This window comes from Rhizobium sp. BK275 (assembly GCF_014193555.1).
Classification (GTDB): Bacteria; Pseudomonadota; Alphaproteobacteria; order Rhizobiales; family Rhizobiaceae; genus Rhizobium.
The window spans coordinates 204233-227561 of the sequence record NZ_JACHZL010000001.1 but is presented as its reverse complement, the minus strand read 5'-3'; the positions used below and the strand labels follow the sequence as shown (position 1 = coordinate 227561).

Here is a 23329-nt window from a genome sequence, read left to right as displayed (position 1 = left end):
CTCACCTCTCCTCCTTTGCGGGATGAGGATCGGGTTTCAGCTCGTGCAACCTGTGAATGCCGGGCATTTCGATGAAGCCGTCGATGCTGCGGATGGCACGCAGCCAGAGCCGGATCGTTGGGTATGGATCGAGCGAGATGCCGCCATCGGGCGCCAGCGCCACATAAGGGAAGCAGGCGATATCGGCGATCGTGGCGCGGTTCGACGCCAGGAAGCGCATGCCGCGAAGCTGCTGTTCGAAGAGACTGGCTTCCAATTCTCGCAGCGCTGCAATCCCCTGCGCCTGCAGGATCTCGATATTGCCGGGGCGCAGAAGCATTTCATGCAGTCGCGCACCGCCGAGATTAGCCGTCAGCCGATGCGAGAAGGAGAGCCATTGCTGGACCCGCGCCGTCTCTTCAGGCGTGCCGGTGCCCAGCCATTCCGGGGCGTTTCCGGCGGCGAGATAGGCGAGAATGGCGGAGGATTCCGTCAGGACGAGATCGCCGTCTTCAAGGATTGGGATAGAGCCAGCGGGATTGAGCGCAAGCAGCTCAGGACCGCGATGTTCGGCGCCGGGATGAAAATCGACTGGTCGGATATCCAGCTTGATGCCGAGGATCGCCGCCATCAGGCGAATCTTGTAGCAGCTCGGAGAGAGAATGTAGTCGTAGAGCTTCATTGCGCGACCAACTGTGCCCCGTAGGTATAGTTGTGACGCTTCAGCCAGCGCCGGTAAGCAACCGATGTGAGATCGGCCCGGGTCGGGATTTCCATGCCGGGATCGAGCGGCAGAAGTGCCGGGATCTGGTTTTCGAGGATCGAGCGATCCTGCAGAAAAATCATCTGTTGAAAATGGATGAGGTCTGTCATGGGCGTTTCGTCGTCGAAAAGGGCCATCCATGGCCATACGTCACAGAGGTCCTCCGCAAGCGGCTGGACGAAGAGGGTAATGACATCCCATTCGCCGGGCCGGGGAGGGCAGGTCTTGTAGAGCACTGAGCAGGTCGGTGCCGGGACGCGGTACATATATTCGGTGGTAATGCCGCCGGTTGCCGACTTGGCTGCCTGCGGCTGGTAGAATTTCACCTGCGTCGCCCAGACCTCATCCTCATCTTCGCGGATTTCTACCTTGTAGTTTTCGACCTCCGTATGGGGCTCGGCGCCGAGAATGTCGGTATGGACGAAGGGGAAATGGGCAATGTCGAGGAAGTTCTCGACCGCCCGTAGCGGCGAGCAGCGCACCCGCACCCCGCCGACATCGACGAAACGGCGGCCGGGCTGATCCGCTTCGGGAATGGCAAAAAGCTCCTTGACGGGATTGCCGAGGGAAGACCAGACATGGCCGTAGCGAACACGGACAGGGAGTGCGCGCCCATCGCCGGATGTTACGCGCGCCGCTCCGTCCTGCGCGCGTGCCACCTCGATCGGTTCGCCCATCAGCGCGGTCTTGTTTCCCGTCTCGGTGAGCCGGCTGAAAAGGCCGACCGGATACCATTCGTCGATCATCGCGCCGGCCTTCATCATGCGGCCTCCTTCTGGCGTGCTTCCGCCCGGCGGCGCAGGGCTTCGGCAATGCGGGACGCGGCAACCCGATCCTCAATGCTGCGACTTTGCTCGATCAGGAGATGAACCAGCGTGCAATCCCCCTGTGGCGTCGGCAACAGCCGGACCCATGGATAATCCGCGACGCTGATAAGTCCGTCGGCATTCGCCTTTGCGCCGGCCACAGCTTCGATTTCCGCGATGCCGGCCTCGGCCGTCAGCGAGCGCAATGGAATGAGATCGCCAAGGCGCGGCGGCTGCGTTGCCGGCTGGCCAGCAGCGACCCATATGACGCCATCCAATTCTTCGACTGTCTGGACCGCGACGCGGATCGTTTCCGGCGGCACGAGATCGGGATGGGCGGGAATGCGAACGCATCCTCCCGCCGGAGAGTAGCTCCAGCCATGATAGATGCAGGAGAGGACCTCGCCGCGCACGAAGCCGTGGGACAATCGCATCCCGCGATGCGGACAGCGATCCGACGATGCCGATGCGCGCCCCCATTGACTGCGCCAGAGGGCGATCGATCCTGCTGGCGTCCATGCCGGTATAACGGTTGCCGGCGGCAGATCAGCAGAAAGGGCGACAGGCGTCCAGGAGCCGGCCGTATCAGATGGCATAACTTTCAGTTCCTCAATTTTACCAATACCTTAGCGCCGCTGGCCGCGCACTGTTGCCGAGCTCGCGACCTCAGTTGCCAGAGGCTTGCATAAAAAAATCGCATTAGCAACAATGATTAAATTAAAGGCAGCAGATCAATGCTGCCGCATTACGGTGTATCGGTCGGATCTACAATCTTGCGCTGAATCTCGTCCACCCAGACATCGATCGGGCCGAGCGAACACCCCATTTCCAGCATGTCGATCAGTTCCACAGGTCCCGCGACCTCAAGCTCGATTCGGTCGGCTCCGGTGTGAAAGAAATCCTGGGACAGTCCGAGCTTGTCAGCATGGCGACGGATCCATGGGACGAATGAGGCAGAATTGACATCGCCAAGGATCGTCATCCGCTCGCGCAACTCCCCCTGCCGTGCCTGCATCATTGAATTATCCATCCTTCAGTCTGCGATGACAGCATAGCGGCTCGGCGCGTTTGTGAAAGGGGCTGATTGTACGCTCTATTCTGGCAGCATCGACGCTGGAAGGCGGCGACGCCCTGACATGAGCAGCGGCGACGATGTCGAGGCCTGGGTTAAGCTGCTGATCGGCTGGCCGTTTCGGAAAAAATGGAGAGAGAGAGACCTCAGGACTGGGACGCTTCTGTCAATCACTCTCTCCCGAAGGTGCGCCAGTCGGCTGTTCCCAGCCAAAGACGCTTCGGCCGCCGAAGGCGGAGGATTGCCGGAATTCGCCGGCGACGATTTCCTTGAGGTCAGGGCCGGTGACGTAGCGCTCCATGCTGCGCGATTGGTCGTCCAGACGGCGCAGGGCCTGCAGTTCCTCCTCGCGACCAAGTTTGCCTCTCATGACCGCCGATTTCATCACATTGATCGTTTCGTCGTAGACCTTGAGCGGTACGGGGAAGGGATGCCTGTCCTTGCCGCCGTGGGCGATGGAAAAGCGGGCGGGATCGGAAAAGCGGCAGGGCGCGCCATGCACGACTTCGGCGACGAGCGCCAGCGCCTTGACTGTGCGGGCGCCAACGCCGGGCACGAGAAGAAGATCCTCGAAATCGACCGGTCCGCGATCGGCAGCTGCGGCAAGGTTGCCGTGCAGACGCCGCATATTGACGTCGCTTTCGCGCACGTCGTGATGGGCGGGCATGATGAGATGCGGCAGCATCGGCTGTTCGACTGGCTCCAGCGCGGGCGCAGGATCGGCGGCCAGGGCAAGGGCTGCCGCCTCGCGGACAATGCGGTCTGGCCCAAGCGCTGTGAGAAGATCGAGCTGATCGTGGCGGGATTTTTCCGCGCGTCGGTCGGCCAGATTGATGATCTCGCCTTGCGAGCGGCCTTCGATGGCCGCATGCGGGGAGTTGACGAAGCTCTCCAGTCCTTCGGAAAACCAGTGATAGCGCCGCGCCTGACGCTTGTCGCCGTTCATACCTTGCTGAACGATCACCCAATGCCCGTCATCGGCAACGATGAAGCCGTGCAGATAGAGATCGAAACCATCCTGCACCGCCGCGCTATCCACCTTGGCGACCAGGCGACTTGTCTTTGCAAGGCCGGCACCGTCAAGACCGGTGCGATCGCCGATCGCCATCAGTTCGTCCGGCGTCTTGCGCGATTGCGCACCGCGCCCGCCGCAGACGTGCAGGCCGAGTTCTTTCGATAGCGGCTTCAGCCCGCGCTTCAGCGCGCCGAGCACGCTGGTCGTGATGCCGGAGGAATGCCAGTCCATGCCCATGACGGCGCCGAAGGACTGGAACCAGAAGGGATGGGCGAGCCGTTGCAGAAACTCGTCACGCCCGTAATGGTGAACGATCGCCTCGGTGATCAGCGCGCCAAGCGTGGTCATGCGGTTGCCCAGCCATGGTGGCACGCGGCCTCCGTGAAGGGGGAGGTCGGCGCTGCCCGCTCTTTGCGACATGCTTCCTCTTTCTGCCTACGATCTGCTACGACGGATCCGATCGCTCGATAAAACAGCTATCCGTCAAAATCGGGGCGATGGCAATAAATTCCTATCCGCTGTGGGTGCCTTCCGGAATTAGCGGCCGAGGGGATCGCGCCGCACGGGCAGGGACATCCCGCAGTCACGAAACAAGAGCAAAAAGCGCAATTTTTTTGAGCCCGTCACGGAACCCGAGCCCGGCATTCCCAATTTCTATGTGGAGCAGGAATGTGAGATCGCGTCATGAAGTCGCTTGCTGCATCATCCATTTGTCTGGCGGCGCTTGGTGCCATTCTGATTGGCGGCCACGGATTTGCTTCCTACGCCTTGCGCGATCCGGAACCACATCACTTTGCCAATCTCGACGCGCCGCTTTGGACGACGACACCGATGCGCGTCGACCCCAAGGCTCAAAATTACGAGCGCCTTCCGCCGCAGCAGGCCGTTGTCGACAATAACCAATCCTTAAAACCTGCCAATTTGGTTGGCGTATTGGCCATTGCGCCACCTGACGCAACCGTGACAGGGGCGATTGAGCCGCCGAAGCAGGAATGGACGGCCGATGGCCACCATCTCAGCCTATGCCGGCAGCGTTACCGGTCCTACAACGTCGCTGACAATACGTACCAGCCTTTTGACGGTGGTCCCCGAAAACCTTGCGTGACGGCTGAAAGGTAGTTTTCCAGGGTTGCCGGAAGCCGATACGAGCTCCGACCCACATATTTCATGGTGCGCCCCCGCTATGATTCCTATCGCGCTTCGGACAATACCTATCGGCCGTTCAGCGGGCCGAGACGCCAGTGCATTTCTCCCGTTGTTTGACGGACATATATGATAAGGCCGCCTTCTTCTGCAGCGACCGTCGCTCATCTTGATCAGAGAGCCGGGACCAAAGTCCTATCCGCATTGGTACCTATGTCTGACCGTCTTGCAATTTCGGAGCAAGCGGTCAATCTCATTCCTGTTTTCAAGTTGACACTCAAGGAAGAACGACAGGGACTATGGTGATCTCCAAGCGCAATTTCCTGAAAGGCTGCGGCGCGAGTGTCCTTGCCGTTGTGCCGCTGAAGGTCGATGTCACGGGTTCGTTTCCGTCGCTGGCCAGTCTGACTGCATTCGCAAAGAACGAAAACGGCAATGGCGGAGGGAATGGAAACGGCAACGGCGGGAATGGTGGGGGAAATGGAAACGGCAGTGGCGGAGGGAATGGAAACGGCGGCAACGGCGGGGGGAATGGAAATGGTAATGGCGGCAGCGGCGGGGGTAATGGCAACGGAAATTCGGGCGGCAACGGCAACAGCAGTGGGAACAGCCGATCTAGCTCGAATGGAGCCGGTAGTACGGATCGTGTGCCCTCAACATCAGGCGCACGCGTGACCGAAGATACGGATGGCTCGATCGATGTCCGGCATACGAATGGAATAACTGAAACTCTTCGTGCAGGACGCTACATCATGAAGGACTCGAAAGGCCGCACGATCATCAATAGGCGGGCGACATCGGCTGACAGCACGCGGCTTGCGCGCCTGCTGCGCTAGCGTTTTTCACGCCACCGCAAGGCAGCTTCCGTCCTGTTCGTGACGCCGAGCTTTGTCAGGATCTGGGTCATATGATGCTTGACCGTTTTCTCCTGTAGATCGAGACGCAGGCCGATGTGTTTGTTTGAGAGACCTTGCGCAACGAGGTCCATCACCTCGCGCTCCCGAGGGGTGAGCATGTCTCTGTCCGATGCCTGCCCGCTCAATGAATATTCCATGACCTTCGCCGACATCGCCGGGGAGACGTACCGGGCTCCCTTGAAGACGGTGCGGATCGCTTCCGCCAGACCGCGGGAACCAACACCCTTGAGAATGTAACCTTTTGCTCCGCGTTGGAGCGCTTCGACGAGCGTATCGACTTCCTCTGAGGCCGTGAGCATGAGGATCTTGGTATCCGGGCTTATGGAAAGGATCTCCTCGATCACCGAGAGCCCGTTCCCGGGCATAGACACATCGAGAAGCAGCACGTCCGGATGCGCATCCGAGGCGATCATTGCCGCGTCAGATGTGTTGGCGCCTTCTCCGACGACGACAAAATCGCTGACCTCGGAGAGGCTGCGTGTCACCCCCTCGCGAAACAGCGGATGGTCGTCTACGACGGCGACCTTGATGGATGTCATTCTATTCCTCCGCTTCCATAGGCTCGAAGGTCATGATGACAGTCGTTCCGCCTTCGCCGGTTTTTATGTCGAATTCACCGCCAAGGCTATCGATACGCTCCCTAAGACCGACAAGGCCTAAGCTCGCCGACCTCACCTGCGTCGGGTCAAAACCCTCACCCCGGTCACGGACCTCGATACGGACGTGGCCATCATGCGATGTGGCCATGACGGCTTGGTCAACGCCGCCACCATGGCGATAGGCATTGTTAAGTGCCTCCTGAATGAAGCGGTAGATACAAATCTTGAGAGCGGGGGCAAGTTCCGGATCGTCCTCGTCGATTGTCGTGTCGACGGTGGTGTTGGTCTTCTGTTGATGAGCCTCGACGACCCGTTTCACGATTTCCGTAATCGAGGCGTTCTCGATTTGCGGCAGCACCAGCCCCTTGCAGATGTCGCGAATCTCCTTCATCGCCTCGGCGAGGCTGGAGCGGATCCAGGCGAGTTCCTTCTCGCGTGTTTCCGATTGTGTCGCGGCATCGACGAGCAACTCGCTGTCGAGCCGCAACGAGGCATAGGCGATGTGCTGGGCCGGGCCGTCATGCAGGTCGGCGCCGATGCCGCGCAGATAGGTCTCGTTCAAGGCTGCTGCACGCTGGGAGGACAATTGAAGCCTGCGCTGCAGGCCGCGATTTTCGGCAAGAAGTGCGGAGAGTTCGTCCACTCTGGCCTTTAACGCTTTACGCTGGACTTCGATCGTATGGCTGCCCCGAAAGACGAGAATGGAGAGAACGAGGAAGAAGATGGCAGTCAGACCGGCCACGGCCAGCCAGCTCCAGAGCCTTGCCCAGACGAGGCTGTCTTCCAGCCCTTCCGCCGTCTCGTAGAATTCAAGCACGGCCACAGCCTCCCCCGACCACGGCTGCAGCACGGGATTGTAGATTTCCATGAGCGCCCTGCCGAGACTGCGCTCCTCGGCGCTTTCAGGGTCGCTCGCGACTTCGTAGCGAGCGACCAGCGAGCCCGCAAATGCCTGAGCGAGTTTGTCGTTTACCGGAAACGTCTTCCCCACCAGTTCCTTTTGATTGGAGTAGAGTATAGTGCCGTCGCGGCGCCACAGCTTGAACGAAATGAGACGACGGCCGAGCGCGCCCTGGCCGAGCGTTTCGTCGAGCGCCTGGGCGCTTGCTTCGTCGAGCAGCGATTCCTTCTGCATGTCCGGAAGCAACGGTGCGACGACGCTGTCGACGTAAAGCGCCGTCGCAGCACCCGAATTGTGAATGACGGCGTCCTCGATGAGATGGGTGACGACGAGCCCGATGAGGAACATCGCGGCAAGGGAAACAAGCCCTCCCATGATGAAGAATTGGGAGGCGAGGGAGCGGGCGTTCCAGCGTGTGAGCCAGTTCATTTCCAACCTGAGTTACGACGATTCACTCAAACTATCGCATCGGCCGGACTTTTCCAGTTCACCTGACCTCTTCACCGGACCTCGATCATGTCGGCGCCCGGAATGCTGGCGGTCAACTGATCGGTGTCGCCTGACATGGCAGCGCCGAAGACATAGAGCATGACGGCTAGAAAGATGACGAGCGCCAGCAGGGATGCGTTCCACGCGCTGGAAATTTCCGGGATTTCGTTCCTGTCGGCCATGGCTGAAAACTCCTCTTTCGACAAGGAGCCGAACGGGCGGGAGAGACGGTGCGTTCCGGATCTGGGACCCCAGTCCGAGCATCATCAGACCAAAGGCCGAAGTGAATCCGACTGAGGTCCGAGTGTGAGGCCGCCTCGAAATCAAAGGAGGCGCGTCATCGTCGAGCCTTCTTCCAACAAGATGATCCAGGTCGTCAACTGATCCGGTGTCAGATGCGGCAAATACCGCTTCCCTCTCACAAGAGATCACGGTGACCGCCGCACCGCCCAGACATGGATTCGCTTGCAACGGGATGTGGACGCCCGGATGGCGGTAATCGCAGCCCACTATCAATTGGCCGCCCCGAAATGGCGGTATGCAGGCCAGCCCGCAGCGATACAGGTCGGTCTGGATTGGCGAATTCCATCGTCCGTCAGCGCGACGGGGCCTGCCAAGGCGAAAGTCTTCCAAAGATGTTAGCGATGGCTGAGCGCGAGGCAGCACGTATGCGCAGCAGTCTTTGCCGGCGGAGGGCATCGACACGCGTGCCCGGCGCTTTCGTCAGAGCCGCACGGGCAGCCCTGACAGGGTCCACCAGACTGGCAGCAATCTCCGGCAAGCCATCCACTTCCGCTTCGAGGCGTTCGAGATAGGCATTCAGTCCATCCGCAGCGGCCTGCCGCAGCCGGCGTGTTGGGGCGGTTCGAAGCTTGCGCGTCGTCCAGCGAAGATGTTCTTCGGCATGCCGGTGCAGCGCCTGCGGATGCTTATAGGCTCTGTGGTCGCCAAGCATGTCGGCGACGAATGCCACTTCTCCGAGTTCGCCGCAGCGCCACCAGAGCTCCATATCCTGCAGATACTGCCAGGCCGGGTCCCAGCGGCCTGCCCGGAAGAACACGTCCGTGCGGATGGTCGCACCCGGCATCGCGACCATATTGTTGAGCAGCAGCAGTTCCCGAAACGCCTCGCCGCTGTTGCTGTAACTCCACCCGAAGCGACGGCCGGGAATGGGATCGCCTCCATAGGTAATCTGCCGGAAACGGCCGTGGATCAGGGCAGGGTGGCGCATTGCCGCGCGCCCGATGGCGTGCAACGCCCCCGGCGCGAGACGGTCGTCGGCATGCAAGGTGACGAGGTAATCCGCATTCGCGCCGGCAGTATAGGCGCGATTCCAATTGTCCGTGCGCGGCACGGTGTTCCGGTGCAGGGCCGGCTTCAGCAGTGGAGATGAGTAGGATGCGATCATTTCCCGACTGCCGTCCGTGGAGCCGTTGTCACAAACATGCACCTCGAAATCCGGATAATCCTGGGCCAGAGCGCTGTCGAGCGCTTCGGCAAGTGTCTCAGCATTGTTGAAGCAGGGTATGATAACGGCGAGAGAGGGTAATTTGCTCGATGTCCCGGCTGTCATGATGAACTCCCATCCGGTTTGCTAGGTCCCCTGATCCCCGCGAACGCGTGTCGAGCGGATCGTTGGCAAGGCTCCGTGACCCTTCGAAGCGGAACGGCGCCAGTATTTCCCTCATCTTTGACGCCAGCCGGCAAGGGCCGCGTCTGCGATCTTGACATCGAACACGTCACGCGCCGGTAGCGTCCGGACATCGAAACCGTGTGCGACAACGCCGTTCAGCATCGGGCACACAAAAAGCAGGCCGTTATGCGCAAGGCTCGCCCGGTTCTGCAGGCTATGTGCCAGAGCCAGATGAAAAACGGCGACGTTGCGGAAGGCATAGACGCCTGCCGATGCATTGCCGGAAATAACGATCTTCTCCCTCGCTTCCAGCATACGGCCATCATCTCCAAGCCTGATATAGCTGTATTGCGGATGGCGGGAGCCAAATGTGAGCGCCAAGCCGCCGAGATTGGGATCGGCGGCAAAGATTGCAGCAATGTCCGCATCGCTGTCGAAGATGATATCGCAGAGATCGACGACGACGGGTGCATCCGGAAAGGCAGCGAGTGCGGTACCGGCCGCAGCGCTCCAGGCAGCGCCGCCACTCATTTCGGACAGCCATACGATCCGCGCGGTCGAATAGTGCCTCAGTAATGTTTCCCGCGCATAGCGCCGCGATCCGGGCTGATCCCGTAGCACGAAAACAGGAACTGCTGCTGTGGTCCACCACGAGCGCGCTTCCAGCGTGGCGCCAAGCAATGTCGTCTTTCCAACCGGTATTTCCGCCTTCACCGAGCCGTCAGGCCGTTCGAAATCACTCCCGGCCATGGGAATGATGATGTTCAACGGCGCCGTCGCGCCCGGTCCGATGCCGACGTCAGGCATAGGCAGGCTCACGGCTTTGCAGGTACTCTGCCAGATCCTCGGGCGTACCAAGCCCGTGCATGTTTCTGACGTCGATTTCGTAAACGCCGATGCGTGCGCCGTTGCGGATGGCGTAGTTATAGGCGGGGCAGACATAGAACTCGTTGTTGGTGCGGTCGTTATGCACCATCATGTCGAGAGCACCCTTCATGAAATCGCCGGCGCGGCGGAAGAAGTAGATGCCGACCGTCGCCAGTTCGGAGATCGGCTGCTTTTCAGCAACCCTGAGCACAAAGCCTGCCGCATCGGTTTCTGCGAAGGACCATTTCGGATCGCGCTTCGGATCGCGGAAAACGAGGATCGATCCGTCGAGATCGCGCGACATGCAGTCGTCGATGAAATCGACGATCCGCATATCCACGACCTGGTCGGAATTGGCGATGAGAAGGGGTGCCTCCTCGTCGAGGTGCTGGCGCGCCAGAAGAACGGTGCAGGCGGTGCCCTCGGTGATATGATCGACCGAAACGATCCCGACACCCTGCGAGCGAAGCTCGGCCACCGCATCCGTTTGGCTGTCCAGATGTTCGCGCAGCAGCAGGACCGTCGGCTGTCCGCCGGGCGGCAGGGTATTTTCCAGCACATGCTGGATCATCGGCCGGCCAAGTACGTCGATGAAGGGTTTCGGGCGGGTAAACCCGACCTTGGCGAAGCGGCTGCCCCGGCCGGCGGCCGGCACCACCAGTTGCACGGGCCGTGCGGCCTGTGCGGAGGACAGGCGGCGGACCCCGTTGACCTCGAAATTCTCGATCATCTTTGGATTGTAGAAGCTGTGGTAGCGGTCTGCCGGAACGCTTGCGGAAACGACGCGGCCGCCATCCAGGATCACTTCGTTTAGCGAGGAGCTGACATAATAGCGGTCGTCCACCGTGACCCCATGCCGCAAGGCGGCAGTCGCGGCCTTGAAGAAGATCCGGGCCTCGCGGAAATAGTAGAATCCGGCGATCGCCTTGTTGCTGATGACATCCTTCTCGGACGTGCGGTTGACAAGACCGTCGTCGCCGAGCGTCGCATAGGACCAGCGCGGGTGGACCGTTTCGAAGGTGATGACACCAGCATCCGCCTCGGCCGCCTCGAATTCCGCAATCACGGATGCAAGGCGGGTGTCGATGATCTGGTCGCTGTTGGCGATGACCAGCGGCTCGGTGGGATCGATCCTGTCAATGGTCATCAGGCAAGTGCAGAGCGCGCCGGCCGTCGGGCCTTTCAGCATGACCACCTCGGAACGGCCGTTCGTGCTCAGGTCGAAGATCCGCTCGTAGGAATATTTGACGGCATCCTGCTGATCGACGACGAAAAGGAAACGCGTGTCGCCGCCGAGCGACTTCAAGTTCTCGATGGCCCAAAGGATCATTGGCTTTCCGGCGACTTCGATGAGCGGGCGCGGATAAGCATAGTCTTCCGGGCTGAAATGGGGGCTTGCGCCCGTGGTGGGGAACAGGACGATCATGCCATCACCTCCGATACACGCTTGATCTCCGATACGATCCGGCCGTAAACGACGTCGGCCGGTGTGCCGATCTGCATGACGTAAGCTCCGCTGTCACGTGCGGCTTTCAGGCCGTATTCATTGTCCTCGAGGATCAGGCACTCATCCGGCCTGAGACCGAAGCGCTCCATTGTCGTCACATACATTTCCGGGTCCGGCTTGGCGCGGGTGACGTCCTCGTTGGAGACGATGAGGTCGATATATTCCATCAATCCGGCGCGCCGCATCATGGATTCGATGGTGACACGGATCGAATTCGAGCAGACCGCGATCTTGTAGCCGTCATGTTTGAGGCGGCTCAACGCATACTGATGAGCAAACACCGGCTTGCAGCGGGTGTATATCAGCTCCATCGTATAGTCCTGTTTCAGGTCGTGGATCAGCTCGTTCAGCCCCTTCGGCAAACCATTGGAACGGGAGAGGATTTCCAGCTTACGCCGGGTCGGCAGGCCATCGAACGTGGTCAGATGCGCCTGGCGGTCGATCGGCATGCCGAAAAGATCGAGCGCCCGGTTCAGTGCCTCGTAGTGCCATTCCTTGGCATCGATCAGCACGCCATCCATGTCGAACAAAACAGCACGGATCATGTGACTTCCTCCTCAACCATCCAGGCAAAGCTCTGCTCGGCTGCATCGGGCAGATCGGTGCAGATCATCAGCCGCTCGAGTGAAAGACCGCTCTTTGCAGACTGCCGCAATGCGCCGGACCAGGCGGCCCAGACTGCCTCATGCGGGCGCTTATGCAGTTCCGGCGAGACCATCGCGACATATTTGCCGCGTCGTAGATCATCGATCGCGCGTTCGATGGATGCCGGCTTTTCGGTGAAGGAATCCACCCAGACACCCTGGCAGCGTTCGTAGAAGGACGGGTAGAACTCGACCTCGCTGAAGCGGGTGAAGACCGGGATATCGCTGTCGAGATAGGGCCTGAGATCGGGAACCGAGGCGTCGAAAACGAAGGAGCGTTTCGTCACACTATATTGTTCCAGCATCGGCACGAGAACCGGGCAGAGACCGTCCGCCTTGATGTTGATGGCCAGCCGTCCGGGGGCGCCATTTTTCGCATAGCACTCAAGAACGCGCTCGAAAGGCAGCGCTCCGGTTGTGGGAGGATCGTGTGAAATAACCAGTTCGCCATTCAGATCGCGAACATCAAGTTCAACGCCGTGTCCGGCTGCAAATGCCTTCTCGAATGCCCCTAAGCTATTCCGCTCATGGGGCGCCTGCCACCAGCCGCGATGTGCGAGTATCATCATGATCATGCCCTTCCGGCCCAATCGGCCAGCAAACGATTTTGTGTCGCTACAAACAGCTGGATAAAATCCATGCATCTGCCGACCAAATTTCACATGCATGATTGTAATTTCATTTTAACTATGCAGAAGTGAGTATAAGTCGTCAACATAGAATATACACCAAAGTTGTTACTTTGGTAACACATGCAAAGCGCGTAGAAGTAAGGAATTTACCTCGGTTTTAACTAAAAAGAACATGTGACCATGGGCACATCTAGTGTTGCGTCAACTGCAGTGTCCGGAGAAGGTGAAGATCACAAGCCACGCAGTGCGTCTACGTCACGGGATGCGCTGTGGGTTTCGGGCGCGCGTCTGGTAAGCCAACTCTGCGGCATCGGCACGTTGCTGGTCGCCGCTCGCGTCCTCTCACCGGCCGAGGTCGGTATCTTTGCCATGGTCTCCTCGACCGTATTATTGCAATCAAAGATTGCCGAGGCCGGATGGAGTGAATATCTTATCGCTGCGCCGCACGATAGGGAGCTGCCCGGTACGGTTCTCTATTGTGCGCTTGCAAGCGGGCTCGCCTTCACCATTCTCGGTTTCCTCGGGCTTGCCATTTCCCTTATCTGGCTGCAGCCCAGCGGATCGATTTTCCTCACCCTTCTGCTGCTGATGGCCACAATCGTTCCCGGTACCTTCATCATCTGCCAAAGCGGCGTGCTGGTGAGGGGGCGACGGCTCCGTGAACTTGCCTGCTACCAGGCGGCTTCGGAATTTTTGGGCCTTCTCGTGACCGCCGGAGGGTTGTTGCTCGGCTGGGGCATCGTCGCGCTTGCGGCAGGACGGTGTTGCGTCGTGCTCGTTGCGCTGCTGATATCCACGGGCTTTGCGCGCTGGCTTCCTCGCTTCGAATTCAAGCTCACAACTGCCCGCGAGGCACTGGCCTACTCCACACGGTTGCTGGCATCGCGCCTGATGCAATTTGCGCAAAGTTACGGCGCGGAATTCCTGATCGTCTTCTTCATCGGCGCGACGGAAGTCGGCCTCTACAGAATGGCAAGCCGCATCGTCGGCGCCGTCACCGAGCTGATTTCCGAACCCGTGCGGATGCTGGCATGGAGCTACTTTTCCCGCCAGCAGGGTGAGGCGGGCGGCGGTGAGGAAGGCCTCAGCCGTCTGATGGGATTGATCATGGCTGCGACGGCTTTCGCAGCGCTTCCGGTCTTCATGGGCCTTGCCGTGATATCGAAACAGCTCGTAAGCGTGGCTCTCGGCGCGCAATGGCTCGCAGCGGCGCCGGTCCTCATCCTGCTGGCCGCCGCGCGCGGCATTGCCGTCATCCAGATGCTCAACGAGCCTGTGCTCAGCATCATCGGCCGCGTTGCCCTGCTGCCGCGCCTGAACATGCTGTTTACGGCGACCAGCCTCGCCTGCCTCGCAGTCGCGGGCTGGATCGGGCCGCAACTGCTCAATATCGCCGTCGCGCAAGTCGTGGCTGCGGCATTGACGACTGCCGTATCCCTGTATTTCCTGCAGCGCGGCACGAGATTTCGCTGGCCATCGCTGTTGCGCCGGATCCTTCCCGCCGGATTGGGTGCCTGTGTCATGGTCGGTGCGGTCGGCCTAGCTCTGCACATGACTGGCGGCAGTCTAAATCTTCCATTGGTGGATCTGTTCATGGGAGTTGTGGTGGGGGGGCTCGCCTATATCCTCATCGCATGGTCCAGCGGTCGCGCCTTGATGGCGGAACTCAACCATGTGACGGATGCGCGATAAAGACTTGGATGCGGGTGCTTGTTAGAGCCGAGTTTCCTTGTCCGCTATCAGCCACTGGCTCGAAAGCCGTGCCACCATACAGCCATAGCCGTGAGGCTTATTCCACTCTCAAATGGTGGTGAAATCACCCCACTCGACCGGCTGTTGCCGTGAAACTGAGCACCACACGGGATGTGTCGGCAAGCTTCGAACTTATGACGGCTGAGTGCGTTCTCATCTTGCGATAGTGAACCCGCCGGATGGGAGGTGCCTATGACTGATATAAGGACGCGCGGATTCAAGACGAAGACCGAACTTGACGAACATCTTGCCGACATTGAAGAGGCCACTGAAACGGAAGAGGCCAGGTTGCTTCCGGTCGATTATGCGGCGGAGAAGCAGGAGACCGGCGAGCTCGCAAGATTGCAGGAAGATCTAACATTGCTGCGCAGACACCTCGCTCTCCTCCGCGAGCAGGCGAAGGCCTCCATTTCGGCACGCGCCCAACGGGCGGATACGAGCGCCCGTGAGCAGCCTGGAAACTATCCCTGGCTCAAGCTCGCCGGCGTCATTGCCGTAACGCTCCTGGTGGCCAGACGATTGCGGTCGCTGCCTTCTCGGAGAATGACGAGGATGCCTCTCGGCCTTTTTCGTTTCGACTAAGCGTGATTAGGCATTTTGAGCCAAAAGTTCAATCGAGGCGCAGCCAATAGTAACCGTAGGGCTGAAAGGTCAGCCGGTAGTCGGTTTCGGAAATCTCGGGGAATGCCTCGCCATTGATGAGTTCAACGGGGGTGCGGCCCCTCAACCCGACGAGCTGCACGTCGGCGGCGACGGACGCGTCCGCCAGGTTGGCGGCGCAGAGCAATTTCTCCTCACCATATTCCCTCAAATAGGCGATGACCGCCGGGTTACCGCTTTCGAGGAAGCGGATCGCTCCCCGCCCAAAGGCCTGGTGCGCGGTGCGCAGCCGCAGAATGCGGCGAAGCCAGTTGAGCAGCGAATGCGGATCGCTGTCTTGCTCCCTGACATTGATCGCCCTGAAGCCATATTGCGGATCGTCGATCGGCGGCAGCGGAAGCTTCTCCTCAGGCGCAGTCGAAAAGCCGGCGTTCCTGTCTGGCGCCCATTGCATCGGCGTGCGCACCCCGTTCCTGTCTCCGAGGTCGATATTGTCACCCATCCCCAGTTCGTCGCCGTAATAGAGCACCGGGCTGCCCGGCAATGATAAGAGCAGGATGTGCAGGAGCTCTATGCGCCTGCGGTCCTGGCCCATCAATGGCGCTAGCCTGCGGCGGATGCCGAGATTGAGCCTCGCCCGTTTGTCTGCAGCATAGGTATCCCAGAGGAAATTGCGTTCCTCTTCGCTGACCATCTCCAGCGACAGTTCATCGTGATTTCTCAGGAAGATCGCCCATTGGCAGCTCTTCGGAATGTCATATGTCTGACCGATGATGGTGACGATCGGTTGCTTGTCAGCTTTGGCAATCGCCGTGAATATCCGCGGCATCAGCGGAAAATGAAAAGCCATATGGCATTCGTCGCCCTTGCCGAAATATTGGCGCGCTTCCTCCGGCCATTGATTGGCCTCGGCAAGAAGCACCTTGCCGGGGTAGCTGGCATCCAATGTCTTTCGGATATGCTTCAGAAGAGCATGGGTTTCGGGCAGGTTTTCGTTGCGCGTCTCGTCGCGCTCGACAAGATGCGGAATGGCATCGAGCCGAAAACCGTCGACGCCGAGATCCAGCCAGAAGCGCATGGTGTTCAGCAGGGCTTCGACAACCGCCGGGTTTCGATAGTTGAGATCCGGCTGATGGGTATAAAAGCGATGCCAGAAATAGGATTTCGCCACAGGATCCCAAGTCCAGTTCGACCTCTCGGCATCGACGAAAATGATGCGGGTTTCCTTGAATTTCTTGTCAGTGTCCGACCAGACGTAGAACGCGCGCTCGGGCGAACCGGGAGGCGCCTGTCTTGCCCGCTGAAACCAAGGGTGCTGATCGGACGTGTGGTTGATGACAAGCTCGGCGATGACCCGGATCGACCGCGCGTGGGCTTCCCCGACAAACCGGCTGAAGTCATCGACTGTCCCAAATTCCGGCCGGATGCCCGTGTAGTCGGAAATATCATACCCGTCATCCTTGTCCGGTGACGGGTAAAATGGCTGTAGCCAGATGGTATTGATGCCGAGCTGCGCCAGATAATCTAGCTTCTGCGTCAATCCCTCAAAATCGCCGACCCCGTCGCCATTGGCATCGAAAAAAGATTTGACGTGCAATTGATAAATGATTGCATCTTTGTGCCAAAGAGGATGCTGCAGCCCATTATCCGACATCGAGATCCCTTGGTCTTCCGCTGACTCACCTGGTGTCCTGGATTGCCGAACTTCGACATCGGACACCTATCAAATTCGATCTTCCACGAACTGTTCCGCACCCTCGACCGGCCGCAGCCAAGGTTCGCGCCGCTTGATCCAGAGCTCATAGGTGGGCTTGAGGCTGGTCGGCGCATCCTGCAGGGTCCCGAGTTTGATCTCGGCCTCGTTTTCGTCGTAGGCAAAAACCCGCGACCCGCACGTCGGGCAGAAACGGCGGCCTTGATGCACTGCGGTTTCTCCCGTTGTCTTGAAGGCGGTCGCCGGCCAGATCGCGTAATAGGTAAAGGCTGCGCCGCTCTCCTGCCGGCAGTCAGTGCAATGGCAAAGCCCGACGCGCTTCGGTTCGCCCTCCACCTGATAGCGCACCTTGCCGCAATTGCAGCTCCCGTGACGTATGGTCATCCAAGGCCTCCCTCAATGTTTCACCCCGAAAGGCGGTTGATCGTCGTCGAAATTGCCGTTGCTCAAACTGTCGTAGCGATTGAGGCTTGGCTCGCCGCCTCGGGTACCGAAGGGCGTGAGCTGCACCATCATTTCCCTGGCGCGATCGATTGCGTCTTCTTCACTCAGCGCCGCCGCCTCGGGAAGGCGCACCGTCAGCTGCTCACCGGCGTCGCCGAAGAAATCGACATGCCAGGCGTTCTGCCGATGCGTCACCTTTGCTCCGTTCAGATCCATCGAAACCTCCCTCCGGCCATTCTGCCGGTTTCGCTTCTCTCGTAGCATGGAGATCAGTGTATCAACCGATATGCTGGCGATTGGTTCCGGAGCCTCCCTTCCTTCGGTTCCGCACTGTCGCCTTACCGAATGGTTTACTCCGGCCTTCGCTCCGCCGGCATCCGTCGAAGAACATATGCCTTCTTGAGAAGCAGTGGGCGACATAGCCGTGGCTTGCTGGTCGCGCGTCGAGACGATCGACGCATCTATTTGCGGTCCGCTGCGTTCACTTCAAGCACCACATCTTGTTCGAACCCTCGAAAGGAACGGATATGAATTTTCCAGTACCGACAAGCAATGATCCCACCCGTCGTTTTCAGGAAGCGACCGATGCCGCCCGCGTTGCCCTGGAGGCGCTTATCGCCGATGCTAATGCCGCGGGTTGGGGCGCGGATGAAATGGCTGTGGCGCTCTTTGAGGCAGCGCGGTCTCTCAAAGACGCAAACACCAGTGACCCGGATCCCGCTGACGATCCGGCAATCAGCGATATCGATGCGAAGCAAGGACAGATTGGACGGGGTGAATTATTTGACTGAGCGACGATCCGGCGGTCGCTCAAAACAGGACCAGCGGCAGGACGTTGAACCGTTGGCGCGACATCGCTCGTCAGATCCTGATCTGCAGTAGACCTCTTCGCGCCACCTGTCTGCCGTGGCACCAGAACGGATGGAGCATGTCGCTGATGCTCAGGACGTCTGCACATGGAACAAGCGGCGACCATCCTTCATTGGCATCGAGCCCGACGAATGCCAATCTTGTCAGGGATCTTGTGTCTGCAAGCAGATCTTCGTCATCGATGGTGATGTCCACCAGCAGGACCTCCGGCGCCCGCACGGAGCAATCGACTGCTTCCCGCGCGATTGCCGCTACCGACGTGCTTGCTCCGATGTAGAAGGCCATGATCGTATTGTTGTCGAAGTCGGCGATGGCGGGAACGAGCAGATTTGCGGGCAAGGCCGTCAGTGTATCGCGTGTACCGTCAAACCGATGCCCGGTCGCATCCCCGCCTTCGAGACTGCGATTTCCCGAAAACTGATAGAAGATCTCGCGTCGAGTGAGATATTCGACCGTCCAGCGACCGGAATGGTCTGTTGCATTCGAAGTCGCGAGCACCTCGATTTCCGAGATGACTTCATGGAAGGTGGTCCGAGCGTTGGCCATGGCAATTCTCCTTGAGGGGACAAAGGCGGTCGGCGGGTGAATGTTCCTTCCAAAAGAGAATAACGTCCTGTGCGGGCGCGATAACCAATGGCCGCGATCATGACGCGGTGCTTTCGGTATGGTACCGCTGAAAGGCGCGAATAGTGCCATCATATTGACGCAGTGCGCGTTAACCTTTGAGAGCGAAGGGAGATGAGCATGGCCGGACACGATAGCTACTATATCGAGATCACCACGCGTCTTCGATCGGTGCGATCCTTCTGTGACTTCCTGTCGAGCGGCGGTACTGTCGGCGTCGCCCCGGCGGATGGCTTACGCTACGGTGATGTCACCACCGATCTGCTTGCAAGAACGCGCAAGGAAGCAGAGGCCCTCGATCGCATGCGCCGCCAACTCTTTCCCGATCGTGCGGACGAAGAGGTTTCGCCGGCGCTCTATACTTGTGGATTTACCGATTCCCGCCGGTCGCGTAAGGCAGGTCGAGCTCAATCATGACGGGCGCATGATCGCTCGTATGCTCCCAGCTCCGCGGATTGCGCCGAACGCTGGCAGAGCGAAGATGTCCAGCGACGTCGGGACTGAGAAGAATATGGTCGATCCGCAGTCCCGCGTCCCGTTCGAATGAGTTTCTCCAGTACTTCCAGAAGGTGTAGATCCGCTTGTTCGGGTGAAGGTGGCGAAGCGCATCCGTCCATCCCTGTTGAACCAGCCTGGCATAGGCTTTTCTGACCTCGGGTCTGAACAAGGCATCATCGCGCCATCGTGCCGGGGAATAGACATCCATGTCTGTCGGCATGACGTTGAAGTCGCCGATGAGCAGGGTCGGAACTTTGAGGTCTAGAAGCTCTCCGGCATACTGATGCAGTCGATCAAACCAGCGCAGCTTGTAGTCGAACCTGGGGCCGGGTGCAGGGTTGCCGTTTGGAAGGTAGAGGCAACAGATCAACAGGCCATTTATGGCGGCCTCGATGTAACGGCTGTGGCTGTCGTCCGGATCTCCCGGCAGACCTTGCCGCGTGAGCACCGGCAAAACGTCTCTCGCAAGGATCGCCACACCATTCCAGCTTTTTTGACCATGCCAAACGGCGCAATAGCCTGAACGTTCGATCTCCCGTTGCGGGAATTTATCATCGGAAGTCTTCAGTTCCTGAAGGCAGACGACGTCTGGCGCATCTTCTTCCAGCCATCGCAGGAGTATCGGAAGGCGGCCGATGATTCCGTTGATATTATAGGTGGCTATTTTCAATCGACCTCCAGACGGCGAGGCGGACCGGACAGGTCGGGTGCTCGTCTGCCATTTCGTTAGCCATGGCGGGAAACCGGAAAAATCGCCATGTTCGCCATCCCTGTCGCGTCCGGTTGACACGGCCCGCACTCGGCGAATGGAATGTGCGTAGCTTCAGAAAGTTCCCGTTGGCCTGTTGTTGAGGCGGACCGCGCTGCCTTGCATGACCGCCATATCGCTCTTACTTACGTGAGATCGCCCGTATCGGCTGGGCAGGGACCCACAAGACCACAGGATCTCCTCTTGAGGAGAGGATGCGCGGTCGGCCAAGACTTTCGCAAACATCGACCAGTGGCTGGTTCAGCATAGATTGCCGCTGCGCTGGCGCAGCGTGATCGCAAAGCGCGACCCTCTGATCGTTTCACCTAAGGCTGCCCTTCGATTGCGCCATTCGCGCAGAATGAGTGTCGAGGGATGCCAGCGGAAGCGCGAAGGGCTTCTGCCAGCCGCAAGACGCCGCGCCGTCCACAGGCTGATAAATAACAGCGCCGCCGCAATATGTCGGCGGCTATTCCGGCTCACTATTCTGGAAAGGGACATCATGGAAGAGTTGCGTAGTCTGACAGTTTCCGACGACAGGCTTGACGATTGCCGTGAGGCTATCGGACCGGATCTGCAGGATCTGATCGAGGCGACTGTCGCCTCCGGTTTTACGATCGAGGAAACATTGATCGCGATTAGCGAACTGGTGGCGGAGGATTTCGCCTCCGCGGTGAAGCTCCCGAGTGTTCACTGAGGTGGAAGATGGTTGCGAGTGCATCAGATCAGGCGATCCGAGAGGCGTTGGAGGTTCGATCGCTCAAGCCCGCGATGCGCGGTCGCTAGGTTGTGCATCATGAACGCCGCCCACTTTTTCCTCTCCATCGAGAGCGTTTTGCATTTCCTCGAGAACTCGAATGAGCTGTGAAGTCGCCGGTGCTGTATCGCCTGAGGAGGCGGTGTCAGAAGCAATATTGACGCGTGTTTTCTGGCCCGTTCGCGATAGCACCGGTAGCAGACTTACGATGAGTGAGGCGAAGAACTTCTTTCGGCGTTCCGCTACCTCTGCCAACAGGAAGCAAAGAACGAAGCAGGCGACGAGCAGGGCAGCCGCCATCGGAACATGCTCCTCCACCGGATGCAGGAAGGCCGCACACATGAGGATGAGCGGCTGGTGGACAAGATAGAGCGTAAAACTGCCGCCAGCCAGCCATCTGATCGCCGGGCCTGTCTTCTCGAACAGTACCGGAGCCTGGTAGAGCAACGATGCCGCACCGATGAGGTGCAGGACCACGGCAACGCCGATGAGGTTGAAGTAGACGAAATTGATCGCTTCCTGAGACAGTGACCAGGTCTCGTACATGTTGGTCGCAGTGCGATCGGCGAAAAATTTCAGGCTGAAGAACAGCACGAGCGATACGACGATCATCGCGATGGAGATGGGGCGCCGAAATGGCGGACGTTCGATGACGCATTTCATCGTCAACCAGCCCATGAGCCACAGCGGCATATACATCAGGATTTTCGGGCCGGCGACAGCGGCCCAGAGGCACAGCAACGGGATTTTCGCGTGCCGCGGCGAAAAGGCGAACAGCCCGAAAAACAGGTAGTATTGAACTTCGAAACCCAACGACCAGTATGGTTCGCCGCTGCCAAAAACGACATGTGCGAACCACAATTGGTTCGTGAAGGTCACATAAGCCAGTGCCGATTCGACTGATACCGGAGTGAAAAATCCGGTGTTGATGACATCATAATAAGAGGCATTGAGGTGCATTCCGATGCTGTCGGCCGCAAAGATCACCGCGATTGCCAGCAGAGCAACAGGCATTATTCGAGCGAGGCGGGCGACGAGGTATATGCGCCATTCCTTTTCGCTCACCCGTCCGACATAGCTGATGACAAATCCGGAGAGAACAAAGAAGACCGCCACAGCCTCCCGCCCCCAACCAAGAGGGCCGATCTTGATGGAGGGGAGCAGGAAAACATGCGCATGGGAGAGAAATACGACGACGGCTGCGCCTAGTCGCAGCAGATCAAGATAGATGGAAAGATTGCCATCAATCTTCCTGCCTTCGATCGCGCCCATGATTGACTTCCCGCCGGATGACAAAGCGCGTGTTCAATTGAGAACCGCTTTGTTCAGGAACTGATTTCTGCGCTGATGCGCGAGGCGGCATTCGACCAAGCAAACTTTTAAAAGTGTTTACTGAATAAGATTAAATTTTGAGGAAGCGGCTGATATGGGAAGAAATGTCGCGTGCGGCGAGCGTTGGTCCGTTCGCTACAGTCGCATTGCCCAAGCTACCGTATACTCGGACAGTCGCCGCAAATGGTCGCCTGCGGAATATCCGGAGATCTTCTTTCGCGGCTTGAGATCGTGGTCGCCATCTTCCAGCCAGAGCAGATCAATCTCACCTGAGAGCTTATAGGATGCGACCTCTTCCCTTGATCCGAAGGGATCACGCGTTCCCTGGCAGATCAGTGTGGGCATGCGCAGGCCTTCCAGATGCGCGGTGCGAAGTTGGTCCGGCTTTCCCGGCGGGTGAAACGGATATCCGAGGCAAAGCAGGCCCCGGGCTTTCTTCGCCGCAAAACTCTCATCGGCGATCATGCTTGCAACGCGGCCTCCCATCGACTTGCCACCGATGATGAGTTTGCCGGCGTTTAGTTCGCTGATCGCCGTGCGATATTCATCGAGCAGGTGGTCGGCACGCGGGGGAGGCTTGACCGCTCCAGTCAGGCGACGCTGCGCCATATAGGCGAACTCGAAGCGCGCTACCCGGAAGCCGCCGTCTGCGAGTGCTTTCGATAGATCCGTCATCGACGCAGAATCCATCGCCCCGCCCGCGCCATGAGCCAGGAGGATCGTGAAGGTGGCCGTTTCCGGCCCTGTGATCAAAAAGCTGGTCATTCCTTTTCCGAATGCTCTGATTGTGAGTCCATCATACTGGTAGCATTACTCTGCGGGCGAACATGCGATTTTAGCAAGAGCTGGCATTTCGCTCGAAGGACGATCTTCCCGTTTCCTATTGCGTGTGAAATCGAGGAAAGCTCTGATTTTTTTGGAAGAACCTAAGCTGCAACTGGCATGAGGTGCGAAATTCGGTGAACGGGTCGCCGCTGTTTCGGAGGGCCATTTTTTGGTCCCGTCGACCTCGTGTTAACGATT

27 protein-coding genes and 1 pseudogene are annotated in these 23329 nt (G+C 59.0%); 8 read left to right on the top strand and 20 right to left on the bottom strand.

The window, feature by feature from the left end; genetic code table 11:
• Position 1: 1 nt before the first annotated feature.
• The 5 genes from FHT82_RS00995 to FHT82_RS00975 form a co-directional block, all read right to left on the bottom strand.
• Positions 2 to 661 (bottom strand): glutathione S-transferase family protein, encoded by a 660-nt coding sequence (locus FHT82_RS00995; RefSeq protein ID WP_183725467.1) that lies wholly within the window; start codon positions 659 to 661, stop codon positions 2 to 4.
• Positions 658 to 1503, bottom strand: coding sequence for an aromatic ring-hydroxylating dioxygenase subunit alpha (locus tag FHT82_RS00990; RefSeq protein ID WP_183727203.1), 846 nt, complete (start codon positions 1501 to 1503; stop codon positions 658 to 660). The genes FHT82_RS00995 and FHT82_RS00990 overlap by 4 nt, the downstream gene beginning before the upstream one ends.
• Complete coding sequence (locus tag FHT82_RS00985) at positions 1503 to 2144, bottom strand: Rieske 2Fe-2S domain-containing protein (RefSeq protein WP_183725465.1); 642 nt, start codon at positions 2142 to 2144, stop codon at positions 1503 to 1505. The genes FHT82_RS00990 and FHT82_RS00985 overlap by 1 nt, the downstream gene beginning before the upstream one ends.
• A 149-nt stretch (positions 2145 to 2293) precedes the next feature.
• Positions 2294 to 2566 carry an acylphosphatase gene (locus FHT82_RS00980; RefSeq protein ID WP_183725456.1) on the bottom strand — a complete coding sequence of 91 codons (273 nt, stop codon included), beginning with the start codon at positions 2564 to 2566 and terminating at the stop codon, positions 2294 to 2296.
• 220 nt (positions 2567 to 2786) lie between these two features.
• Positions 2787 to 4055 carry a DUF763 domain-containing protein gene (locus tag FHT82_RS00975; protein ID WP_183725454.1) on the bottom strand — a complete coding sequence of 423 codons (1269 nt, stop codon included), beginning with the start codon at positions 4053 to 4055 and terminating at the stop codon, positions 2787 to 2789.
• Positions 4056 to 4319: 264 nt separating this feature from the next.
• Between FHT82_RS00975 and FHT82_RS00970 the strand changes: the two genes are divergently transcribed.
• The 3 genes and pseudogenes from FHT82_RS00970 (at position 4320) to FHT82_RS00960 (ending at position 5614) form a co-directional block, all read left to right on the top strand.
• On the top strand, positions 4320 to 4754 hold the full coding sequence (locus FHT82_RS00970) for a BA14K family protein (RefSeq protein WP_183725452.1): 435 nt from the start codon (positions 4320 to 4322) through the stop codon (positions 4752 to 4754).
• A 31-nt stretch (positions 4755 to 4785) separates the two neighbouring features.
• A pseudogene (locus FHT82_RS00965) lies at positions 4786 to 4898 on the top strand (BA14K family protein); the annotation flags it as partial.
• Positions 4899 to 5077: 179 nt separating this feature from the next.
• A complete protein-coding gene (locus FHT82_RS00960; RefSeq protein WP_183725450.1) occupies positions 5078 to 5614 on the top strand; it encodes a hypothetical protein in 537 nt (178 codons plus the stop codon).
• Here FHT82_RS00960 and FHT82_RS00955 read toward each other — a convergent pair.
• From FHT82_RS00955 to FHT82_RS00920, 8 genes are all read right to left on the bottom strand, one after another.
• Complete coding sequence (locus FHT82_RS00955; RefSeq protein WP_183725448.1) at positions 5611 to 6234, bottom strand: response regulator transcription factor; 624 nt, start codon at positions 6232 to 6234, stop codon at positions 5611 to 5613. The two genes, FHT82_RS00960 and FHT82_RS00955, sit on opposite strands and share 4 nt — an antisense overlap.
• A 1-nt stretch (position 6235) precedes the next feature.
• Positions 6236 to 7624, bottom strand: a complete 1389-nt coding sequence (locus FHT82_RS00950) for a sensor histidine kinase (RefSeq protein WP_183725446.1) — start codon at positions 7622 to 7624, stop codon at positions 6236 to 6238.
• Positions 7625 to 7695: 71 nt separating this feature from the next.
• Positions 7696 to 7866, bottom strand: a complete 171-nt coding sequence (locus FHT82_RS00945) for a hypothetical protein (protein ID WP_183725444.1) — start codon at positions 7864 to 7866, stop codon at positions 7696 to 7698.
• Positions 7867 to 8279: 413 nt separating this feature from the next.
• Positions 8280 to 9257 carry a glycosyltransferase gene (locus FHT82_RS00940; protein ID WP_183725442.1) on the bottom strand — a complete coding sequence of 326 codons (978 nt, stop codon included), beginning with the start codon at positions 9255 to 9257 and terminating at the stop codon, positions 8280 to 8282.
• 111 nt (positions 9258 to 9368) lie between these two features.
• Positions 9369 to 10124 carry a hypothetical protein gene (locus tag FHT82_RS00935; protein WP_210276639.1) on the bottom strand — a complete coding sequence of 252 codons (756 nt, stop codon included), beginning with the start codon at positions 10122 to 10124 and terminating at the stop codon, positions 9369 to 9371.
• Positions 10117 to 11610, bottom strand: a complete 1494-nt coding sequence (locus tag FHT82_RS00930; RefSeq protein WP_183725440.1) for a glycosyltransferase family 2 protein — start codon at positions 11608 to 11610, stop codon at positions 10117 to 10119. The genes FHT82_RS00935 and FHT82_RS00930 overlap by 8 nt, the downstream gene beginning before the upstream one ends.
• Complete coding sequence (locus FHT82_RS00925; RefSeq protein ID WP_183725438.1) at positions 11607 to 12236, bottom strand: HAD family phosphatase; 630 nt, start codon at positions 12234 to 12236, stop codon at positions 11607 to 11609. Before FHT82_RS00925 ends, FHT82_RS00930 begins: the two co-directional genes overlap by 4 nt.
• Positions 12233 to 12904: a hypothetical protein gene (locus FHT82_RS00920; protein WP_210276638.1), complete on the bottom strand. Its 672-nt coding sequence runs from the start codon at positions 12902 to 12904 to the stop codon at positions 12233 to 12235. The genes FHT82_RS00925 and FHT82_RS00920 overlap by 4 nt, the downstream gene beginning before the upstream one ends.
• 243 nt (positions 12905 to 13147) lie before the next feature.
• Between FHT82_RS00920 and FHT82_RS00915 the strand changes: the two genes are divergently transcribed.
• Both FHT82_RS00915 and FHT82_RS00910 read left to right on the top strand, forming a co-directional pair.
• On the top strand, positions 13148 to 14659 hold the full coding sequence (locus FHT82_RS00915) for an oligosaccharide flippase family protein (protein WP_183725434.1): 1512 nt from the start codon (positions 13148 to 13150) through the stop codon (positions 14657 to 14659).
• A 252-nt stretch (positions 14660 to 14911) separates the two neighbouring features.
• Positions 14912 to 15301, top strand: a complete 390-nt coding sequence (locus FHT82_RS00910; RefSeq protein WP_183725432.1) for a hypothetical protein — start codon at positions 14912 to 14914, stop codon at positions 15299 to 15301.
• Positions 15302 to 15329: 28 nt separating this feature from the next.
• On the opposite strand, the gene treS is transcribed toward FHT82_RS00910, so the two are convergent.
• The 3 genes from treS to FHT82_RS00895 all read right to left on the bottom strand — a co-directional run bounded on the left by treS (position 15330) and on the right by FHT82_RS00895 (position 17693).
• Entirely contained in the window at positions 15330 to 16973 is a 1644-nt protein-coding gene (treS, locus tag FHT82_RS00905; RefSeq protein ID WP_183725430.1) for a maltose alpha-D-glucosyltransferase, read from the bottom strand.
• A 69-nt stretch (positions 16974 to 17042) separates the two neighbouring features.
• The gene (locus FHT82_RS00900) at positions 17043 to 17417 is read right to left on the bottom strand and encodes a GFA family protein (RefSeq protein WP_183725428.1); all 375 of its coding nucleotides are present in this window, start codon (positions 17415 to 17417) and stop codon (positions 17043 to 17045) included.
• 12 nt (positions 17418 to 17429) lie between these two features.
• Positions 17430 to 17693, bottom strand: a complete 264-nt coding sequence (locus tag FHT82_RS00895) for a hypothetical protein (RefSeq protein ID WP_183725426.1) — start codon at positions 17691 to 17693, stop codon at positions 17430 to 17432.
• A gap of 311 nt (positions 17694 to 18004) precedes the next feature.
• Between FHT82_RS00895 and FHT82_RS00890 the strand changes: the two genes are divergently transcribed.
• Complete coding sequence (locus tag FHT82_RS00890; RefSeq protein WP_183725424.1) at positions 18005 to 18268, top strand: hypothetical protein; 264 nt, start codon at positions 18005 to 18007, stop codon at positions 18266 to 18268.
• A gap of 70 nt (positions 18269 to 18338) precedes the next feature.
• Here the strand turns inward: FHT82_RS00890 and FHT82_RS00885 are convergent, their stop codons facing one another.
• Complete coding sequence (locus FHT82_RS00885) at positions 18339 to 18893, bottom strand: hypothetical protein (RefSeq protein WP_183725422.1); 555 nt, start codon at positions 18891 to 18893, stop codon at positions 18339 to 18341.
• Between the two features lie 198 nt (positions 18894 to 19091).
• Here FHT82_RS00885 and FHT82_RS00880 point away from each other — a divergent pair, with 198 nt between their 5' ends.
• On the top strand, positions 19092 to 19388 hold the full coding sequence (locus FHT82_RS00880; RefSeq protein WP_183725420.1) for a hypothetical protein: 297 nt from the start codon (positions 19092 to 19094) through the stop codon (positions 19386 to 19388).
• On the opposite strand, the gene xth is transcribed toward FHT82_RS00880, so the two are convergent.
• Complete coding sequence (gene xth, locus FHT82_RS00875) at positions 19342 to 20139, bottom strand: exodeoxyribonuclease III (RefSeq protein WP_183725418.1); 798 nt, start codon at positions 20137 to 20139, stop codon at positions 19342 to 19344. The two genes, FHT82_RS00880 and xth, sit on opposite strands and share 47 nt — an antisense overlap.
• A gap of 580 nt (positions 20140 to 20719) precedes the next feature.
• On the opposite strand from xth, the gene FHT82_RS00870 reads away from it, so the two are divergent.
• Complete coding sequence (locus tag FHT82_RS00870) at positions 20720 to 20914, top strand: hypothetical protein (RefSeq protein ID WP_183725416.1); 195 nt, start codon at positions 20720 to 20722, stop codon at positions 20912 to 20914.
• A 63-nt stretch (positions 20915 to 20977) separates the two neighbouring features.
• Here FHT82_RS00870 and FHT82_RS00865 read toward each other — a convergent pair whose 3' ends face one another.
• On the bottom strand, positions 20978 to 22246 hold the full coding sequence (locus FHT82_RS00865) for an acyltransferase (protein WP_183725414.1): 1269 nt from the start codon (positions 22244 to 22246) through the stop codon (positions 20978 to 20980).
• Positions 22247 to 22441: 195 nt separating this feature from the next.
• The gene (locus tag FHT82_RS00860) at positions 22442 to 23071 is read right to left on the bottom strand and encodes an alpha/beta family hydrolase (RefSeq protein WP_183725412.1); all 630 of its coding nucleotides are present in this window, start codon (positions 23069 to 23071) and stop codon (positions 22442 to 22444) included.
• Positions 23072 to 23329 lie beyond the last annotated feature (258 nt).

Excerpts from the sequence above, each read along its gene's own strand:
- FHT82_RS00960 (WP_183725450.1), top strand. The coding sequence starts at position 5,078 with ATGGTGATCTCCAAGCGCAATTTCCTGAAAGGCTGCGGCGCGAGTGTC.
- treS (WP_183725430.1), bottom strand. The coding sequence starts at position 16,973 with ATGTCGGATAATGGGCTGCAGCATCCTCTTTGGCACAAAGATGCAATC.
- FHT82_RS00865 (WP_183725414.1), bottom strand. The coding sequence starts at position 22,246 with ATGGGCGCGATCGAAGGCAGGAAGATTGATGGCAATCTTTCCATCTAT.
- FHT82_RS00970 (WP_183725452.1), top strand. The coding sequence starts at position 4,320 with ATGAAGTCGCTTGCTGCATCATCCATTTGTCTGGCGGCGCTTGGTGCC.
- FHT82_RS00985 (WP_183725465.1), bottom strand. The coding sequence starts at position 2,144 with ATGCCATCTGATACGGCCGGCTCCTGGACGCCTGTCGCCCTTTCTGCT.
- FHT82_RS00915 (WP_183725434.1), top strand. The coding sequence starts at position 13,148 with ATGGGCACATCTAGTGTTGCGTCAACTGCAGTGTCCGGAGAAGGTGAA.
- FHT82_RS00950 (WP_183725446.1), bottom strand. The coding sequence starts at position 7,624 with ATGAACTGGCTCACACGCTGGAACGCCCGCTCCCTCGCCTCCCAATTC.
- FHT82_RS00870 (WP_183725416.1), top strand. The coding sequence starts at position 20,720 with ATGGAAGAGTTGCGTAGTCTGACAGTTTCCGACGACAGGCTTGACGAT.
- FHT82_RS00920 (WP_210276638.1), bottom strand. The coding sequence starts at position 12,904 with ATGATGATACTCGCACATCGCGGCTGGTGGCAGGCGCCCCATGAGCGG.
- FHT82_RS00940 (WP_183725442.1), bottom strand. The coding sequence starts at position 9,257 with ATGACAGCCGGGACATCGAGCAAATTACCCTCTCTCGCCGTTATCATA.
- FHT82_RS00880 (WP_183725420.1), top strand. The coding sequence starts at position 19,092 with ATGGCCGGACACGATAGCTACTATATCGAGATCACCACGCGTCTTCGA.
- FHT82_RS00910 (WP_183725432.1), top strand. The coding sequence starts at position 14,912 with ATGACTGATATAAGGACGCGCGGATTCAAGACGAAGACCGAACTTGAC.
- FHT82_RS00945 (WP_183725444.1), bottom strand. The coding sequence starts at position 7,866 with ATGGCCGACAGGAACGAAATCCCGGAAATTTCCAGCGCGTGGAACGCA.
- FHT82_RS00925 (WP_183725438.1), bottom strand. The coding sequence starts at position 12,236 with ATGATCCGTGCTGTTTTGTTCGACATGGATGGCGTGCTGATCGATGCC.
- FHT82_RS00890 (WP_183725424.1), top strand. The coding sequence starts at position 18,005 with ATGAATTTTCCAGTACCGACAAGCAATGATCCCACCCGTCGTTTTCAG.
- FHT82_RS00980 (WP_183725456.1), bottom strand. The coding sequence starts at position 2,566 with ATGATGCAGGCACGGCAGGGGGAGTTGCGCGAGCGGATGACGATCCTT.
- FHT82_RS00975 (WP_183725454.1), bottom strand. The coding sequence starts at position 4,055 with ATGTCGCAAAGAGCGGGCAGCGCCGACCTCCCCCTTCACGGAGGCCGC.
- FHT82_RS00990 (WP_183727203.1), bottom strand. The coding sequence starts at position 1,503 with ATGAAGGCCGGCGCGATGATCGACGAATGGTATCCGGTCGGCCTTTTC.
- FHT82_RS00935 (WP_210276639.1), bottom strand. The coding sequence starts at position 10,124 with ATGCCTGACGTCGGCATCGGACCGGGCGCGACGGCGCCGTTGAACATC.
- FHT82_RS00995 (WP_183725467.1), bottom strand. The coding sequence starts at position 661 with ATGAAGCTCTACGACTACATTCTCTCTCCGAGCTGCTACAAGATTCGC.
- FHT82_RS00955 (WP_183725448.1), bottom strand. The coding sequence starts at position 6,234 with ATGACATCCATCAAGGTCGCCGTCGTAGACGACCATCCGCTGTTTCGC.
- FHT82_RS00900 (WP_183725428.1), bottom strand. The coding sequence starts at position 17,417 with ATGACCATACGTCACGGGAGCTGCAATTGCGGCAAGGTGCGCTATCAG.
- FHT82_RS00895 (WP_183725426.1), bottom strand. The coding sequence starts at position 17,693 with ATGGATCTGAACGGAGCAAAGGTGACGCATCGGCAGAACGCCTGGCAT.
- FHT82_RS00885 (WP_183725422.1), bottom strand. The coding sequence starts at position 18,893 with ATGGCCAACGCTCGGACCACCTTCCATGAAGTCATCTCGGAAATCGAG.
- FHT82_RS00930 (WP_183725440.1), bottom strand. The coding sequence starts at position 11,610 with ATGATCGTCCTGTTCCCCACCACGGGCGCAAGCCCCCATTTCAGCCCG.
- FHT82_RS00860 (WP_183725412.1), bottom strand. The coding sequence starts at position 23,071 with ATGACCAGCTTTTTGATCACAGGGCCGGAAACGGCCACCTTCACGATC.